This is a genomic window from Bradyrhizobium sp. Cp5.3, assembly GCF_000426265.1.
GTDB lineage: Bacteria > Pseudomonadota > Alphaproteobacteria > Rhizobiales > Xanthobacteraceae > Bradyrhizobium > Bradyrhizobium neotropicale.
The window spans coordinates 1-17945 of record NZ_AUFA01000001.1; the positions used below are offsets into that span (position 1 = coordinate 1).

Annotated in this window: 15 protein-coding genes; 12 read left to right on the plus strand and 3 right to left on the minus strand. The window is 65.1% G+C overall.

All coding sequences use genetic code 11. The features are described from left to right. Both K289_RS0100005 and K289_RS0100010 read right to left on the minus strand, forming a co-directional pair. Window positions 1-371 (minus strand): ATP-binding cassette domain-containing protein (locus K289_RS0100005; RefSeq protein WP_027549548.1); only part of this gene is annotated, 371 nt, incomplete at its 3' end. A gap of 66 nt (window positions 372-437) precedes the next feature. Further along, a complete protein-coding gene (locus K289_RS0100010; protein WP_027549549.1) occupies window positions 438-1304 on the minus strand; it encodes an IclR family transcriptional regulator in 867 nt (288 codons plus the stop codon). 130 nt (window positions 1305-1434) lie between these two features. On the opposite strand from K289_RS0100010, the gene K289_RS0100015 reads away from it, so the two are divergent. From K289_RS0100015 to K289_RS0100050, 8 genes are all read left to right on the plus strand, one after another. Next, on the plus strand, window positions 1435-3531 hold the full coding sequence (locus K289_RS0100015; protein ID WP_027549550.1) for a 3-hydroxyacyl-CoA dehydrogenase NAD-binding domain-containing protein: 2097 nt from the start codon (window positions 1435-1437) through the stop codon (window positions 3529-3531). A gap of 166 nt (window positions 3532-3697) precedes the next feature. Continuing rightward, the gene (gene pimA, locus K289_RS0100020; protein ID WP_027549551.1) at window positions 3698-5380 is read left to right on the plus strand and encodes a dicarboxylate--CoA ligase PimA; all 1683 of its coding nucleotides are present in this window, start codon (window positions 3698-3700) and stop codon (window positions 5378-5380) included. Then, window positions 5377-6564 carry an acetyl-CoA C-acyltransferase gene (locus K289_RS0100025; RefSeq protein WP_027549552.1) on the plus strand — a complete coding sequence of 396 codons (1188 nt, stop codon included), beginning with the start codon at window positions 5377-5379 and terminating at the stop codon, window positions 6562-6564. Before pimA ends, K289_RS0100025 begins: the two co-directional genes overlap by 4 nt. A 63-nt stretch (window positions 6565-6627) precedes the next feature. Beyond that, entirely contained in the window at window positions 6628-7818 is a 1191-nt protein-coding gene (gene pimC, locus K289_RS0100030; RefSeq protein ID WP_027549553.1) for a pimeloyl-CoA dehydrogenase large subunit, read from the plus strand. Window positions 7819-8007: 189 nt separating this feature from the next. Beyond that, the gene (gene pimD, locus K289_RS0100035; RefSeq protein WP_027549554.1) at window positions 8008-9150 is read left to right on the plus strand and encodes a pimeloyl-CoA dehydrogenase small subunit; all 1143 of its coding nucleotides are present in this window, start codon (window positions 8008-8010) and stop codon (window positions 9148-9150) included. Between the two features lie 166 nt (window positions 9151-9316). Next, on the plus strand, window positions 9317-10090 hold the full coding sequence (locus tag K289_RS0100040; protein WP_027549555.1) for an SDR family NAD(P)-dependent oxidoreductase: 774 nt from the start codon (window positions 9317-9319) through the stop codon (window positions 10088-10090). A 255-nt stretch (window positions 10091-10345) separates the two neighbouring features. After that, window positions 10346-11848, plus strand: a complete 1503-nt coding sequence (glpK, locus tag K289_RS0100045; protein WP_027549556.1) for a glycerol kinase GlpK — start codon at window positions 10346-10348, stop codon at window positions 11846-11848. 108 nt (window positions 11849-11956) lie between these two features. After that, a complete protein-coding gene (locus K289_RS0100050) occupies window positions 11957-12589 on the plus strand; it encodes a glutathione S-transferase family protein (RefSeq protein WP_027549557.1) in 633 nt (210 codons plus the stop codon). Window positions 12590-12607: 18 nt separating this feature from the next. On the opposite strand, the gene pobA is transcribed toward K289_RS0100050, so the two are convergent. Continuing rightward, the gene (gene pobA / locus K289_RS0100055) at window positions 12608-13777 is read right to left on the minus strand and encodes a 4-hydroxybenzoate 3-monooxygenase (protein WP_027549558.1); all 1170 of its coding nucleotides are present in this window, start codon (window positions 13775-13777) and stop codon (window positions 12608-12610) included. 268 nt (window positions 13778-14045) lie between these two features. On the opposite strand from pobA, the gene K289_RS0100060 reads away from it, so the two are divergent. The 4 genes from K289_RS0100060 to K289_RS0100075 all read left to right on the plus strand — a co-directional run bounded on the left by K289_RS0100060 (window position 14046) and on the right by K289_RS0100075 (window position 17864). Continuing rightward, a complete protein-coding gene (locus tag K289_RS0100060) occupies window positions 14046-15062 on the plus strand; it encodes a TRAP transporter substrate-binding protein (protein ID WP_027549559.1) in 1017 nt (338 codons plus the stop codon). Window positions 15063-15348: 286 nt separating this feature from the next. After that, complete coding sequence (locus K289_RS0100065; RefSeq protein ID WP_027549560.1) at window positions 15349-15858, plus strand: TRAP transporter small permease; 510 nt, start codon at window positions 15349-15351, stop codon at window positions 15856-15858. A 2-nt stretch (window positions 15859-15860) separates the two neighbouring features. Next, window positions 15861-17180 carry a TRAP transporter large permease gene (locus K289_RS0100070; protein ID WP_027549561.1) on the plus strand — a complete coding sequence of 440 codons (1320 nt, stop codon included), beginning with the start codon at window positions 15861-15863 and terminating at the stop codon, window positions 17178-17180. A 225-nt stretch (window positions 17181-17405) separates the two neighbouring features. Then, a complete protein-coding gene (locus K289_RS0100075; protein ID WP_027549562.1) occupies window positions 17406-17864 on the plus strand; it encodes a DUF3237 domain-containing protein in 459 nt (152 codons plus the stop codon). Window positions 17865-17945: the final 81 nt, after the last annotated feature.

Below are 17945 nucleotides of genomic sequence, written 5' to 3' on the forward strand. Positions count from 1 at the left end.
TCGCTGATGATGTCGCCGGAGGTCTTCGAATGGGCGCCGACACGGACGTTGTCCATCACCGAGAGATTCGGAAACAGCGCCACGTTCTGGAAGGTGCGGCCGATGCCGATCTCGGCGATCCGGTGCGGCGGCCGCGACAGGATGCTGACACCCTCCATCAGGATGTCGCCCGACGAGGGCTGGTAGAGCCGGGAAAGGCAGTTGAACAGCGTGGTCTTGCCGGCACCGTTGGGGCCGATCAGGCCGAGGATGGCGCCCTTGTGCATGTCGAAGGACACGCCGTTGAGCGCGACGATGCCGCCGAACACGACGCTGACGTCGCGAACCGCGAGCAGAGGCGACGTCCCCTGCGCGAACTGTGCCTGCGTCATCTCGTCTCGCCCACACCGTTCAGCGGGCGGAGGGACGATGCGAGCCGTCCCGGGCAATGACAAAGGCTATCTGATCCCCTCGGCCACACGCGCAACTTTTCCTCCTGATTTCAGCTTTTTGCTGTCGTCTTTTTTTGAATGAGGCACCAGCCCCCCAAGCGCCGCTTCGATGTTCCTTACCATCGCGACGAGACGCGGTCCAATGTCGTTGATCAAGCGCTCTTCCGTGAAGCGGAATGCAGGCGCGCCACAATTGAAGGCGTAGGGACCGGTTCCGTCGTTCAGCTTGAGCGCGACGCCAGCGGCACCGATGTCGTCGTGCCAGTCGCCGACTGAAATCGCAAAACCATACTTCGCGACGGTTTCACCGGAACGCTCCAGTCCGTCGCGCATCTTGGGCCAGCGGCTGCCGTAATGTTCGCGAAGAATACGCGATAGGTCTGCGCGGCCATCTTCGTCCAGCGCCCAGAAATAGGCGCGGCCCATCGCGCTGGTTGCAATCGGCACGCGAGAGCCGACGTCAAGTTGAACGCCCACCGTCTCGCTGCCGCGACTCTGCCCAAAATAGATCATGCTATGACGATCGCGGCCGCCGACCGCGACCGCGCCGCCGGTCGCGCGCATCACTTCCTCGCGGAACGGCTCGGACAAATGCCGAACACCGAGATTGGCGAGCGCCGCGTAACCGAGTGCCATCGCCGCGGGGGCGAGCTGATACTTCTCGAAACGGGGAACCGGCGTAAGATAACCGAGCTTCGTCAACGTGTAGGTCAGCCGTGACACCGTCGGCTTCGGCAGGTTCGTGCGCGCCGCGATTTCCTGATTGCCGAGAAGTCCGTCGCTGGGTTGGAATGCGCGCAATACATCTAGTCCGCGGGAAAGCGCGACGACGAAATTCCGATCGGTCGCAGTCTTCTTTCCTGTACGCTTCATCCCTGATCTGCTTCTTGCGCGGAGTCGTTGACAACGTCCGTGCTTCAAAATAACCCTGCCGTCAAGATGCGGAATTAAATTCCGCACCGCGAAATCGAACAAAAGTAAATCCCCACCAAGGAGGGAAGCCGTGAGCGAAGTGGTCAAGCTTGAGCGTCATGACGAAATCGGGATCGTCACGGTTGATAGCCCTCCGGTCAATGCGCTGAGTGCCGCAGTCCGCGGCGGTATCCTGGACTGCATCAAGGCCGCGGTAGCCGATCCCGCGATCAAGGGCATCGTTCTGACCTGCGCCGGACGCACCTTCATCGCCGGCGCCGACATCACCGAATTCGGCAAGCCGCCGAAGGCTCCTGCCCTCAACGACGTCCTCTCGGAGATCGAGAATTCGCCGAAGCCGGTCGTCGCCGCGATCCACGGCACCGCACTCGGCGGCGGCCTCGAGGTTGCGCTTGCCTGTCATTTCCGCGTCGCCGTGAAAGAGGCCAAGCTCGGCCTGCCCGAGGTGAAGCTCGGTCTTCTGCCCGGCGCCGGCGGCACCCAGCGCCTGCCGCGCGCAGTGGGACCGGAGCTCGCGGTCAAGATGATCGTCGGCGGCGATCCGATCGGCGCGACGGAGGCGCTGAAGAACGGCCTGATCGAGGAAATCGTCGAAGGCCCCGCCCCCGGCGGCGAAGCTTTTGTTCGCAAGCTGCTCGCCGAGAAGCGCCCGTTGCGGCGCCTGCGCGACGACGACTCCAAGATCGCCGCCGCCAAGGCCGACCGCTCGATCTTCACCAATGCGGTCGCCGCCATGACCAAGAAGGCGCGCGGCCTGGAAGCGCCGTTCGCCGCGGCCGACGCCGTCGGCTATGCCATCGACCTGCCGTTCGACGAGGGCTTGAAGAAGGAGCGCGAAGGCTTCCTCAAGCTCGTCGCCAGCGACCAGTCCAAGGCGCAGCGTTACGCGTTCTTCGCCGAGCGCGAGGCCAACAAGATCGCGGGTGTTCCTGAAGGCACCAAGTCGCGGCCGGTCAACCGTGTTGCCATTCTCGGCGCCGGCACCATGGGCGGCGGCATCGCGATGTCCTTTGCCAATGCCGGCATTCCCGTCACGCTGATCGAGACCGGCGAGGAACAGCTCAAGCGCGGCATGGGCATCATGCAGAAGAACTGGGAAGCGACCGCGGCACGCGGCGGCATCCCGGCGGACGCGCCTGCCAAGCGCATGGCACTGATCAACGGCGTCGTCGGCATCGAGAATGTCGGCGATGCAGACCTCGTCATCGAGGCGGTGTTCGAGACCATGGCGGTGAAGAAGGAAGTGTTCGGCAAGCTCGACCAGTTCGTCAAGCCGGGCGCGGTGCTCGCCTCCAACACCTCGTATCTGAACATCGACGAGATCGCGAAGTCGACCAAGCGACCGCAGGACGTGCTCGGCATGCACTTCTTCTCGCCGGCCAACGTCATGAAGCTGTGCGAGATCGTGCGCGCCGACAAGACCGCGCCGGATGCGCTGGTCACCGCCGTCTCGATCGCGCGCAAGATCGCCAAGGTGCCGGCGGTGGTCGGCGTCTGCGACGGTTTTGTCGGCAACCGCATGCTGGCCCAGCGCAGCAAGCAGTCGGAGAAGCTGCTGTTCGAAGGCGCCCTGCCGCAGCAAGTCGACGCCGTGGTGACAAAATTCGGCATGCCGATGGGGCCATTCGCGATGGGCGACCTCGCCGGCCTCGACATCGGCTGGCGCTCGCGCAAGGACCGCGGCATCAAGTCGGAGATCGCGGACGCGCTGTGCGAAGCCGGCCGCTTCGGCCAGAAGACCGGCAAGGGCTACTACAAGTATGAGGCGGGCTCGCGCTCGCCGCTGCCCGATCCGGAGGTCGAGAAGCTGATCGACGAGACGCTGCTTCGTCTCGGCCGCAAGAAGCGCGTCGTCAGCGACGAGGAAATCCTCGAGCGCATGATGTATCCGATGGTCAACGAAGGCGCGAAGATCCTGGAAGAAGGCATCGCGGCGCGCCCCTCCGACATCGACGTGGTCTGGCTCTATGGCTACGGCTGGCCGATCTACCGCGGCGGCCCGATGTTCTGGGCCGACACGGTCGGCCTCAAGCACATCGCCGATCGCCTCGCCTTCTACGCCAAGGAGACCAACGACCCCAGCCTCGAGCCCGCCCCGCTGCTGAAGAAGCTCGCGGCGGAGGGCAAGACCTTCGCCTCGCTGGCGGCGGCGTCGAAAGCGGCGTGATGGCGGCTGCCTGTCCGCGTGTCGTTCCGCGTCGCGCAGTTGCGCAACGTGGATGGCCCGAAGGGCCAGACCCGGAATCCATTTCGCCTTTGATCGCGCGGCCTGATGGATTCCGGGCTCGCGACTTCGTCGCGCCCCGGAATGACGACTGATTGTGGTGCAGAAGATGACCCATCCCGGCGAACGGTTTTATCCCGAGGGCGTGCGTTGGGACGACACCATCGTCCAGGGCACGCTCCCTGACCTGTTGTCGAAAGCCGCCGCTGATTACGGCACGCGCGCTGCGCTGGAATTTCGCGAACGTCCGATCAGCTACGCCGAGCTCGCCGCGATGGCCGAGCGCGCGGCTGCGGCGTTCCTGCGCGCCGGCTGCGGCGAAGGCTCGTCGGTTGCGCTGTTCCTCGGCAATACCCCCGATCACCCCGTCAATTTCTTCGGCGCGCTGAAGGCCGGCGCCCGTGTCGCGCATCTCTCCCCGCTCGACGGCGAGATCGCGCTGACACACAAGGTCGCCGACTCCGGTTCGCGGGTGCTCGTCACTTCGAACCTCGCCGCGCTGCTGCCGACCGCGCTGAAATTCCTCGACAAGGGCCTGATCGACCGCCTCGTCGTGTGCGAGGACGACAATTGGGGCAAGGTCGGCACGCCGCAGGCGGCGATCCCGAGCGATCCCCGCATCGTGACCTTCAAGACCTTCACCGACGGCGCCGCCGCGCCGGCAGAGTGGCCGGCCGTGACCGCCGACGATGTCGCGCTCCTGCAATATACCGGCGGCACCACCGGTCTGCCCAAGGGCGCGATGCTCACGCACGGCAATCTCACCTCCGCCGTGTCGATCTACGACGTCTGGGGCAAGCCGGCACGCGCAGCGCGCGGCGACGTCATCGAGCGCGTGATCTGCGTGCTGCCGCTGTTCCATATCTATGCGCTGACCGTCGTGCTGCTCTCCTCGCTCCGCCGCGGCAATCTGATCTCGCTCCATCAGCGCTTCGACGTCGAGGCGGTGATGCGCGACATCGAGGTCAAGCGCGCGACGTACTTCCCGGGCGTGCCGACGATGTGGATCGCGATCGCGGCGCTGCCCGATCTCGCCAAGCGCGATTTCTCCTCGCTCAATGCGATCGGCTCCGGCGGCGCGCCGCTGCCGGTCGAGGTGGCGAAATTCTTCGAGAGCAAGGTCGGCAAGAAGCTCCGGAGCGGCTGGGGCATGACCGAAACCTGCTCGCCCGGCACCGGCCATCCGCCGGAAGGTCCGGACAAGCCCGGCTCGATCGGCCTGATGCTGCCCGGCATCGAGCTCGACGTGGTCGCGCTCGACGATTCCACGAAGGTGCTGCCGCCGGGCGAGGTCGGCGAGATCCGCATCAAGGGCCCGAACGTCACCAGGGGCTACTGGAACAAGCCGAAGGAATCGGCGGAGTCCTTTGCCGACTGCCGCTTCCTCACTGGCGACATCGGCTACATGGATGCGGACGGCTATTTCTTCCTGGTCGACCGCAAGAAGGACATGATCATCTCCGGCGGCTTCAACGTCTATCCGCAGATGATCGAGCAGGCGATCTACACCATTCCGGGCGTGCACGAGGTCATCGTGCTGGGCATTCCCGACCAGTATCGCGGCGAGGCGGCGAAGGCCTTCATCAAGCTGAGGCCGGACGCAAAGCCGTTCTCGCTCGACGAATTGCGTGCGCAGCTCACAGGCAAGGTCGGCAAGCACGAATTGCCAGCCGCGGTCGAGTTCGTCGACGACCTGCCGCGCACGCCCGTCGGAAAGCTGTCGCGCCACGAATTGCGCCAGCAGCAGAAACCGTCACAATCCACCCAACTCGCATCAGGAGGTCGCTCTTGACCGACGCCGTCATCGTTTCCACCGCCCGCACCCCGATCGGCAAGGCCTATCGCGGCGCGCTCAATGCCACCGAGGGCGCAACGCTGCTCGGCCACGCTATCAGCGAGGCCGTCGCGCGCGCAAAGATCGATCCGAAGGAGGTCGAGGACGTCGTGATGGGCGCCGCCCTCCAGCAGGGTGCGACCGGCGGCAACATCGCGCGCAAGGCGCTGCTGCGCGCTGGCCTGCCCGTCACCGTTGCCGGCACCACCATCGACCGGCAATGCGCCTCGGGGCTGCAGGCGATTGCGCTCGCGGCGCGCTCGGTGATCTTCGACGGCGTCGAGATCGCGGTCGGCGGCGGTGGCGAGTCGATCAGCCTCGTGCAGAACGACAAGATGAACGGCTTCCACGCCCAGGATCCGGCGCTGCTCAAGATCAAGGGCGAGGTCTACATGCCCATGATCGATACGGCGGAAGTGGTCGCCAAACGCTACGGCATCTCGCGCGAGAAGCAGGACGAATATTCGCTGGAGAGCCAGCGCCGCACCGCGGCCGCGCAGCAGGGCGGCAAGTTCAAGGACGAGATCGCGCCGATCACGACCAGGATGGCCGTGACCGACAAGGCCACCGGCGAAGTCTCCTTCAAGGACGTCACGCTGTCGCAGGACGAAGGCCCGCGTCCCGAGACCACGGCTGAAGGCCTCGCCGGCCTCAAGCCGGTGCGCGGCGAAGGTTTCACCATCACCGCCGGCAACGCCAGCCAACTCTCCGACGGCGCCAGCGCGTCCGTGATCATGAGCGACAAGGAAGCCGCCAAGCGGGGGCTCAAGCCGCTCGGCATCTTCCGCGGCTTCGTCTCCGCCGGCTGCGAGCCGGACGAGATGGGCATCGGCCCCGTCTTCGCCGTGCCGCGGCTGCTCAAGCGCCACGGGCTGACGGTCGACGACATCGGTCTCTGGGAATTGAACGAGGCCTTCGCGGTGCAGGTGCTCTACTGCCGCGACAAGCTCGGCATCGACCCCGACAAGATCAACGTCGATGGCGGCGCGATCGCGGTCGGCCATCCCTACGGCATGTCGGGCGCGCGGCTCACCGGCCACGCCCTGATCGAGGGCCGCCGCCGCAAGGCCAAGTACGCGGTCGTCACCATGTGCGTCGGCGGCGGCATGGGCGCGGCGGGATTGTTTGAGGTGCTGCAGTAGTTCACCGTCGTCCTGGCGAAAGCCAGGATGACGCAGAGAAAAGAAGCTGGACAGGAGGATCCGATGGATCTCGCATTCACGAAAGAAGAGCAGGCGTTTCGCGAGGAGGTGCGGCAGTTCTTCCGCGACAACGTGCCGCCGGACACCCGGCGCAAGCTGGTCGAGGGCCGCCATCTGTCGAAGGACGAGATGGTGACGTGGTGGCGCATCCTCAACAAGAAAGGCTGGGGCGTCAGCCACTGGCCGAAGCAGTATGGCGGCACGGGCTGGACGTCCGTGCAGCACTACATCTTCAACGAGGAGCTGCAGTCCTATCCGGCGCCGCAGCCGCTCGCCTTCGGCGTCAGCATGGTCGGCCCGGTCATCTACACCTTCGGCAACGAGGAGCAGAAGAAGCAGTACCTGCCGCGCATTGCCAATGTCGACGATTGGTGGTGCCAGGGCTTCTCGGAGCCCGGTTCGGGCTCGGACCTTGCCTCGCTCAAGACCAAGGCCGAGCGCAAGGGTGACAAGTGGATCATCAACGGCCAGAAGACCTGGACCACGCTCGCCCAACATGCCGACATGATCTTCTGCCTCTGCCGTACTGATGCCAGCGCCAAGAAGCAGATGGGCATCTCCTTCATCGTCTTCAGCATGAGGTCGAAGGGTGTCACGGTGCGCCCGATCCAGACCATCGACGGCGGCGTCGAGGTCAACGAAGTCTTCTTCGACGACGTCGAGGTGCCCTATGAGAACCTGATCGGCGAGGAGAACAAGGGCTGGGACTACGCAAAGTTCCTGCTCGGCAATGAGCGCACCGGCATCGCCCGCGTCGGCGTCTCCAAGGAGCGGCTGCGCCGCATCCGCGATCTCGCCGGCAAGGTCGAGTCCGGCGGCAAGCCGATCATCCAGGACGCCGCCTTCCGCGAGAAGCTGGCGGCCTGTGAGATCGAGCTGAAGGCGCTCGAGCTCACCCAGCTCCGCGTCGTCGCGGATGAGGGCAAGCACGGCAAGGGCAAGCCCAATCCGGCTTCGTCCGTGCTGAAGATCAAGGGCTCCGAAATCCAGCAGACCACGACCGAGCTGCTCATGGAAGTGATCGGCCCGTTCGCCGCGCCCTACGACATCCACGGCGACGACGGCTCGAACGAAGCCATGGACTGGACCGCCCAGATCGCGCCGAGCTACTTCAACAACCGCAAGGTCTCGATCTACGGCGGCTCCAACGAGATTCAGCGCAACATCATCGCCAAGGCGGTGCTGGGGCTGTGATTCCTCTCCCTCTCCCCGCTCTTCGCGGGGAGAGGGTTGGGGTGAGGGGCCTCTCTCCGAGCAGAGACTGCCGAGAGAGCGGTACCCCCTCCCCCGGATCGCAACAGCGATCCGACCTCTCCCCGCAAGCGGGGAGAGGTGAAGAGGGGCCCCGCGCAACGCAGACACTTGTTACTTGAGGAAACAGAAATGGATTTTGATCTGTCCGAGGAGCAGCGGCTTCTCAAGGAAAGCATCGACGGCCTGCTGACCGATTCCTACGATTTCGAGCAGCGCAAGAAGTACATGAAGGAGAAGGGCGGCTGGAGCAAAGCCGTCTGGGACAAGCTCGCCGAGCAGGGTCTGCTCGGCCTGCCCTTCGCGGAAGCCGATGGCGGCTTCGGCGGCGGCGGCGTCGAGACCATGATCGTGATGGAAGCACTCGGCAAGGCGCTGGTGCTCGAGCCGTATCTCGCAACCGTGGTGATCGGCGGCGGCTTCCTGCGTCACGCCGGCAGCGACGCGCAGAAGGCCGCGCATTTGCCGGGCATCATCGACGGCAGCAAGACGCTCGCCTTTGCCCAGCTCGAGAAGAACTCGCGCTACGATCTCTTCGACGTCACCACGACCGCGAAGAAGAAAGGCGACGGCTGGGTCATCGACGGCGAAAAGTTCGTCGTGCTCAACGGCGAGAACGCCGACACTCTGATCGTGACCGCGCGCACCAAGGGCGACCGCCGCGACAAGACCGGCGTCGGCGTCTTCCTGGTGCCGGCGAATGCCAAGGGCGTCAGCAGGAAGGGCTATCCCACCCAGGACGGCCTGCACGCCGCCGACATCACCTTCACCGGCGTCGAGGTCGGCAGCGACGCTGCGATCGGCAATCCCGAGGATGGCCTGGCGCTGATCGAGCGTGTGGTCGATGAAGCCCGCGTCGCGCTCTGCGCCGAAGCGGTCGGCCTGATGGACGAGTCGCTCAAGACCACCGTCGAGTACATCAAGACGCGCAAGCAGTTTGGCGTCGCGATCGGCTCGTTCCAGTCGCTCCAGCATCGCGCCTCAGACATGTTCGTCGCGGCCGAGCAGGCGCGCTCGATGTCGATGTTCGCCACCATGGCGAACGATTTCGAGGACGCCAAGGAGCGCTCCAACGCGATCGCCGCGGCCAAGGTGCAGATCGGCAAGTCGCTGAAATTCGTCGGCCAGCAGTCGATCCAGCTCCACGGCGGCATCGGCATGACCATGGAAGCGAAGATCGGCCACTACTTCAAGCGCCTGACCATGATCGAGAACACGTTTGGCGACACCGAGTATCACCAGCGCCGCGTTGCCGATGCTGGCGGGTTGATCTGATCCACGACTGTCATCCCGGGGCATCGCGAAGCGATGAGCCCGGGATCTCACCACGTCGTCATTGCGAGCGCAGCGAAGCAATCCAGAATCTTTCCGCGGAGACGGTCTGGATTGCTTCGCTGCGCTCGCAATGACGGAGCAAATGGAATCAACGGAGCCAACAACAATGAAAAACACCCCGTTCGATCTCACCGGCAAGGTCGCAATCGTCACCGGCTCGAGCCGCGGCATCGGCCGCTCCTCCGCCGAGCTGCTGGCAAAGCTCGGCGCCAAGGTCGTGATCTCCTCGCGGAAAGCTGATGCCTGCAAGGAAGTCGCGGACGGCATCATCGCCGCCGGTGGCGATGCCATCGTCATCCCCTGCAACATCGCCCGCAAGGACGAGGTCGAGGCGCTGATCGCAGGCACCATCAAGCATTACGGCAAGATCGACATCCTCGTCTGCAATGCGGCAGTGAACCCGTATTACGGCCCACTGCTCGACATCACCGACGAGGCCTTCGACAAGATCATGGGAAGCAACGTCAAGAGCAACATCTGGCTCTCGGCGCTGGCAATCCCGCAGATGGCGGAGCGTGGGAACGGCTCGGTCGTCATCATCTCCTCGATCGGAGGCCTGCGCGGCTCGACCGTGATCGGCGCCTACGGCATCTCCAAGGCCGCCGACTTCGCGCTGTGCCGCTCGCTCGCCGGCGAGTGGGGCCCCAAGGGCGTCCGGGTCAACTGCATCGCGCCGGGCCTCGTCAAAACCGACTTCGCCCGCGCGCTCTGGGAAGACGAGGCCCTCCTCAAGCGCCGCACCGCGACCACGCCGCTGCGCCGCATCGGCGAACCCGACGAGATCGCCGGCGCAGTCGCCTATCTCGCCTCGGATGCGTCGAGCTTCATGACGGGGCAGACCATCGTCATCGACGGCGGCGTTACCACGGCGGCGGTGTAGTTTTTCGCTCCGACCTCTCCACACGTCGTCCCGGACAAGCGAGCGTTGGCGAGCGCCGATCCGGGACCCATAGCCACAGGGCGTGGTTTGGCGAAGACTCGTGGTTGCCGGCTCGCGCAACGACTTTGCCCTGGGGTTATGGGTCCCGGCCTTCGCCGGGACGACGTCGTGGAGGGATATTGACCTTCCCGCCCTAATCCGCTCCCTTTGGCGCGACACAATGATCCGTCCTACGGAAACGCCAAGGTAGCTTCCATGTCTTTCGTCCTCGCCATCGACCAGGGCACCACCTCCTCGCGCGCGATCGTGTTTCGCGGCGACATTTCTATTGCGGCGAAGGCGCAGCAGGAGTTTCCGCAGCATTTTCCGGCCTCGGGCTGGGTCGAGCATGAGCCGGAGGACATCTGGACCTCGACCGTGAAGGTCTGCCGCGAGGCGATCGACAAGGCGGGGATCGCGGCAAAGGACATCGCCGCGATCGGCATCACCAACCAGCGCGAGACCACGGTGGTGTGGGACCGCGCCACGGGACAGGCCGTGCACCGCGCCATCGTCTGGCAGGACCGCCGCACCGCGGACGTCTGCGCGAAGCTGAAGCACGACGGGCGCGAGCCGACGATCTCGCAAAAGACCGGCCTCATCATCGATCCATATTTCTCGGGAACGAAGGTCGCCTGGATCCTCGACCACGTTCCCGGCGCGCGAGCGCGCGCCGCGCGCGGCGAGCTGATGTTCGGCACCATCGATTGCTATCTGCTCTGGCGGCTGACCGGGGGCAAGGTGCATGCAACGGATGCCACCAACGCCTCCCGCACGCTGCTCTTCAACATCCATACCGGCCAGTGGGACGACGAACTCCTGGAGATCATCGGCGTGCCGCGCTCGATGCTTCCCGAGGTGAAGGACTCCTCGGCCCGCTTCGGCGAGTGCACGCCGGACCTGTTCGGCGGCGCGATCGCGATCGCCGGCATTGCCGGCGACCAGCAGGCCGCCACCATCGGGCAGGCCTGCTTCCGCCCGGGCATGATGAAGTCGACCTATGGCACCGGCTGCTTCGCCCTGCTCAACACCGGCACCACGCCGGTGGTCTCCAGCAACAAGCTGCTCACCACCATCGCCTATCAGCTCGGGGGAAAACGCACCTACGCGCTCGAAGGCTCGATCTTCGTCGCCGGCAGCGCGGTGCAGTGGCTGCGCGACGGCCTCGGCATCATCAAGCATGCGGCCGAGACCGGACCGCTCGCGGACCAGTCCGATTCCATGCAGAGCGTCTATCTGGTGCCGGCCTTCGTCGGCATGGGCGCGCCCTACTGGAATCCGCGCGTGCGCGGCGCGCTGTTCGGCCTCACCCGCAACACCGGCCCGGCCGAGCTCGCGCATGCCGCGCTGGAGAGCGTCTGCTACCAGACCTTCGACCTCTGGGCCGCGATGCGCGCCGACTGGCCGAGCTCGGAGACCGCAAGCGTCGTACTGCGCGTCGACGGCGGGATGACCGCCTCGGACTGGACCATGCAGCGCCTCGCCGACCTCCTCGACGCCCCGGTCGACCGTCCCGTGATCCAGGAGACGACGGCACTCGGCGCCGCCTATCTCGCCGGCCTTGCCGCCGGCGTCTATCCCGAGCCGACCAAATTCGCCGACAACTGGCGCCTCGAGCACCGCTTCAAGCCGAACATGAGCCAGGCGACGAGGGAGCGGAAGCTCGCGGGCTGGGCGCGCGCGGTGAAGGGCGTGCTGGCGAGCGACGAGGGGGAATAAGAAAGGGATGATCGTGCCGGATGGCTATTCCGATGTGCCCAACGGGAAGATCACTGCCGTCGTCACGCATCTGAAAATGACGGGCAGGTTCATCGACGAGAGGTTAGCATGCTCCTGATCGGCCAATACGACTCCCCCTTCGTCCGCTGCGTCGCGATCGCGCTGAAGCTTTATGGGCTCGCCTTCGAGCACAGGCCGTGGTCGACGTTCGGCGATGCCGACAAGATTGCGCCCTATAATCCCTTGCGCCGCGTGCCGACGCTGGTGCTCGACGACGGCGAGGCGCTGATCGAGAGCACGATCATCCTCGATTATCTCGACGAGCTCGTGGGAAGCGAGAAGGCAATGCTGCCGCGCACGGGCGCGGAGCGCCGGCGGCACCAGCGCATCTGCGCGCTGGCCACGGGCCTCGGCGACAAGGCGGTGAGCCTGCTCTACGAGCGCGTGCTGCGGAAGGATCAGCAGCTTGCGCTGTGGGTCGATCGCTGCACGACGCAGATCGCCGATGTCCTCGTTGCGCTGGAGGCCGAGCGCGCAAAGGTGGCAACGCCCTATTGGCTCGGGAATCGCATTGGTCACGCCGACGTTGCGGTGGCCTGCGTCGTCCGCTTCACCCGCGAAGCCCATCCATCACTGTTCGAGGCGTCGCACTATCCGGCGCTTGCCGCGCATGCGGACGCTTGCGAGGCGCTGGCGCCGTTCAAGGAGATCGTGCAGCCGCTCGCCCCGCCGAAGGGGTGAACGATACTCCGTGCCAGCTCAAAACGGCAATCCCACATAATTCTCCGACAGCGACGTCATCGCGGCCTTGGACTGCGTGACATAGTCGAGCTCGGCGAGCTGGATGCGCGCGCCGATCGAGCCGGTGTCGGGGAATTTGTGCAGCATCGAGGTCATCCACCAGGAGAAGCGCACGGCCTTCCAGACCCGTGCCAGCGCCGTGATCGAATAGGCGTCGATCCCGGCGCTCGATTTCTCGTCGTAGAATTCGCGCAAGGCGGTCGCGAGATAATGTGCGTCGGACGCGGCGAGGTTCAGCCCCTTGGCGCCGGTCGGCGGCACGATGTGGGCGGCGTCGCCGCACAGGAACATCTTGCCGAAGCGCATCGGCTCGGCGACGAAGCTGCGCAGCGGCGCGATGCTCTTCTCGATCGACGGTCCGGTGACGAGACTGTCGGCCGCCTCCTGGTCGAGCCGGCGCTTGAGCTCGTCCCAGAAACGGTCGTCGGGCCACTGGTCGATGTGGTCGTCGAGCGCACATTGCACGTAATAGCGGCTGCGCTTGGTCGAGCGCATGGTGCAGAGCGCAAAGCCGCGGGCATGATTGGAATAGATCAGCTCGTGACTGACCGGCGGCGTCTCGGACAGGATGCCGAGCCAGCCGAACGGATAGACCCGCTCGAACTCCTCGATCGCGGAGGACGGAACGCTGGCGCGGCTGATGCCGTGAAAACCGTCGCAGCCGGCGATGAAGTCGCAGGTGATCTCGTGGGCGGCGCCGTCCTTGACGTAAGTTACGCGCGGGTGACTGCCGTCGAAATCATGCGGCTGGACATCCTTGGCCTCGTAGACCGTGGTGAGGCCGGCCGCATGGCGCGCATTCATCAGGTCGAGCGTGACCTCGGTCTGGCCGTAGATCATGACCGTCTTGCCGGTCGCAGCCCTCATGTCGATGCGGTGGCGACGGCCCGAGAAGGCGAGCTCGATGCCCTCATGGATGAGGCCCTCCGCATGCGCCCGTGCGCTGGCACCGACCTCATCGAGCAGCGCGACGGTGCCCTCCTCCAGGAGGCCGGCACGGATACGCCCGAGCACATAGTCGGCGCTCTGCCGCTCCAGGATGACGTTGTCGATGCCGTAGCTGTGCAGAAGTTGCCCGAGCAACAATCCGGCCGGCCCAGCCCCGATGATTGCGACTTTTGTCCGCAATACTTGCTCCTTCCGATCCTGTAGGGTGCGCGCGGCTCGCTTGTCGCGTTGTCCCGCGCAAGATAATTATCTCACATAACGGTTGGGCAAAAGCAAAAGGGGAGCGCTCGTCGCCGCAGCGCGACAAATCCGTGCAACAAGGCTGACGTAGATCGACACAGGCGATGCGTCGCCAGTTCCGGCTTGAACAAGCCAGCCAATTATATAACATGTTAACTAATGAGCCCGGGCCGGCGAAGCCCGCGGTCAAGAGAGGGAGAGACGACCGATGAGGAAAGCCTGTCTGGCACTGCTGCTGGCAGCGAGCGTGACGCCTGCGTTCGCGCAGGACAAGACCTTCGACCTGAAGATCTCGCACTGGGTGCCGGCCTCGCATCCGCTGCAGAAATCGCTGGAAGACTGGGCGGCCGCGGTCGAGAGGGACTCCGGCGGCACCATCAAGGGCAAGGTGTTCCCGGCGCAGCAGCTCGGCAAGGCCTTCGACCATTACGACATGGCGCGCGATGGCATCGCCGACGTCACCTATGTCAATCCCGGCTACCAGCCCGGCCGCTTCCCGATCATCGGCGCCGGCGAGCTGCCGTTCCTGATCTCGGACGCCAAGGGGGGCTCGATGGGGCTCGACGCCTGGTACCGGAAATATGCCGAGAAGGAGATGAAGGACGTCAAATACTGCCTCGCCTTCGTCCACTCGCCCTCCTCCTTCCACTCCCGCACCAGGAAGATCGTGGTGCCGGAGGACGTGAAGGGCCTGAAGATCCGCCCGGCGCACGCCACCATGGCGAATTTCGTCACTTCGCTCGGCGGCACCAATGTGCAGTCGTCCGCGCCTGAAGTGCGCGACATCATCGAGCGCGGCGTCGCCGACGGCGTCACCTTCCCCTGGGGCTCGCTGGTGCTGTTCGGCATCGACAAGGTGACGAAGTACCACATGGACGCGCCGCTCTACGTCACGACCTTCGTGTTCGTGATGAACAAGGACAAGTACAACGCGATGTCCGACAAGCAGAAGGCCGCGATCGACAAGAACTGCACCACCGAGATGGCCGGCGTGGTCGGCGAGCACTGGGGCAAGTTCGAGGACGCCGGCATCGACAAGGTGAAGGCGGAAGAAGGCCACGAGGTCTACAAGCTGAACCCGGAGCAGACCGCGTCCTGGAAGAAGGCCGCCGAGCCACTGGTCAAGACCTGGGGCGACGGCGTGAAGAAGACCGGCGCCGATCCGGATGCAGCGCTCGCCGACCTCAAGGCGTCGCTGAAGAAGTACAACGCGCTGGCGGAGTAACGCTGCGAGGACAGGCAAACGGCGGCGGGAAGCATCTCGCCGCCGTTGTCCTGAGATTGCATTGCGAAGACGTTAAGAGCGCACGGCGCTTCCTCTCCCTCTCCCCGCCTGCGGGGAGAGGGTTGGGGTGAGGGGGAGTCTCCGCGAGGGCGGTGGCAGTCGGGCTCGCGGAGACTCCCCTCACCCGCCGCGCTTCGCGCGTCGGCCTCTCCCCGCACGCGGGGAGAGGCGAAGGATCGCCGCTAGAGCCGAGAGCCAGAATGACATCACGCGATAGGACCACCCCGTGAAGCGCGCCTGGATGGATCGCTTTATCGACACGATTGAATGGATCGCGGCCGGCTTCGTCGGCATCGTCGCGCTCGACATCTTCCTGTCGGTGCTGCTGCGCAACACGCTGAACTATTCGATCCCCGATTCCTTCGACATCGGCCGCATGCTGCTCGGCATCCTGATCTTCTGGGGCATCGCCGCGACCTCCTATCGCGGCACGCACATCACCGTGGACCTGGTCTGGGCCAATGTCACACCGCGCTACCAGCGCTGGATCGACGTGTTCGCGACGCTGGTGCTGCTGTTCGTCGTCACCGTGCAGACCTGGACGCTGTTCGACAAGGTGCGCGGCACCTACAACGACAATGTGCAGACGTTCGACCTGCATATGCCGACCTGGCCGTTCTTCGCGATCGCCTGGATCGGCGACATCTCCGCGGTGCTGCTGATCGCGATCCGCACTTACCGGCTGATCTTCCACCCTGAAGAAATGCACGACCCCAAGCTGAAGGCGACGGAGTAACCATGAGCACCGATGCCGTCGCCGTACTCGGCTTCGTTTCCCTGTTCGCCCTGATGCTGCTGCGCGTGCCCGTCGGCATGGCCATGGGGCTCGTCGGCGTCTCCGGCTTCTCCTATCTGGTCGGCGCCACACCGGCGCTGAAGCTGGTCGGCCAGACCTCGATGCGCACGGTGACCGACTACACCTTTGGCGTCATCCCGATGTTCCTGCTGATGGGCTCCTTCGTCAGCAATTCCGGCATGAGCCGCGAGCTGTTCCGCGCCGCCAACGGTTTTGTCGGCCATTTACGCGGCGGCCTCGGCATTGCGACTGTCGGCGCCTGCGGCGGCTTCGCCGCGATCTGCGGCTCTTCGGTCGCAACCGCCGCGACCTTCTCCGCCGTCGCTTACCCCGAGATGCGCCGCTTCGGCTATCCGCAATCCTTCGCCACCGGCGTAATCGCCGCCGGCGGCACGCTGGGCGCGATGCTGCCGCCCTCCACCGTGCTCGCGGTCTACGGCATCATCACCGAGCAGGACATCGGCAAGCTGTTCATCGCCGGCATCATCCCGGGCCTCTTGGCGATGACCATGTACATGATCACGATCGGCCTGATCGGGTACTTCCGCCCCGATTTCCTGCCCAAGGGCAAGGTGCTGCCATGGCGCGAGCGCTTCGCCGGCCTGAAGGACATCTGGGCGCCCGTCCTGCTGTTCGTGTTCGTGATCGGCGGCCTCTACGGCCTGCCCTTCCTGCCGCGCTTCACGCCGACGGAAGCCGGCGGCGTCGGCGCCACCGGCGCCTTCATCATCGGCGTGCTCACCGGACGGCTCGACCGCGAGAAGCTCCTGGCCTCGCTGCTCCAGGCGACGCGCACCGCGGCCGCGGTGTTCACCGTGCTGATCGGCGCGCTGATCTTCGGCTATTTCCTCACGGTGACGCAGACGCCGCAGAAGGTCACGGAATTCCTGACCGGCCTCGGCCTCGGCTCCTACGGCGTGCTGGCGCTGATCATGGTGATGTATCTCGTGCTCGGCTGCCTGATGGACGCCATGGCGATGATCATCCTCACCGTGCCGATCATCTTCCCCGTGATCACGCATCTCGGCTTCGACCCGATCTGGTTCGGCGTCATCATCGTCATGACCGTCGAGCTGGGCCTGATCCACCCGCCGGTCGGCATGAACGTCTTCGTCATCAAGAGCGTGGTGAAGGACGTCTCATTCTCCACCATCTTCAAGGGCGTGATCCCGTTCGTCGCGACCGATTTGGTGCGGCTGGTGATCCTGATCGCATTTCCACTGCTGGCGACCTGGCTGCCGACGCGCATGATGGCGCATTGAGGCGTGAAATGAATCGAGCGGCGTCTGCGGCGATAGTGCGCTCCCTCGCCCCGCTTGCGGGGAGAGGGTTGGGGTGAGGGGGAGCTTCCGCGCGGACGGTGACAGCGGGACTCGCGGAGAGTCCCCCTCACCCGAAATTCAAGCTGAGCTTGAATTTCGGCCTCTCCCCGCAAGCGGGGAGAGGCGAAGAAGCCGGCGCCTTCGCAATGCAGGTTGGAGTAACGCATGACCCCCACCCTCGAGACCAAATACGTCTTCACCATCACCGCGCGCATCGGTGACGTCGTCACCGCCGGCGAGACCGGTATCGGCGTTCGCCGCATCATTCCGATCATCGGCGGCGAGGTGACGGGCACTGTGACCGGCACGGTGTTGCCATATGGCGCCGATTTCCAGACCATCCGCCCCAACGAGCTGATCGACTTAGAGGCCAGATACGCCTTCGAAACCGACGACGGCGCGACCGTCTATGTCGAGAACAAGGGCATGCGCTTCGGCCCGGTCGAGCTGCTGCAAAAGCTGAAACGCGGCGAGCCGGTCGCCCCCGAGCTGATCTACTTTCGTACCGTCCCGAAGTTCGAGACGGGGCATGAGAAGTACCGCTGGTTGATGCAGCACATCTTCGTCGCCTCAGCCGCACGCCACGCGGATCGCGTGGTGATCGACGTGCATCAGGTTATGTGAGGCTCCCGCCTCCCGGTTGGACCGTATCAATCCCCTCCCGCAAAAGCCACGCAGGGCCTATGCCCCGGGGCTGAGCAGGTT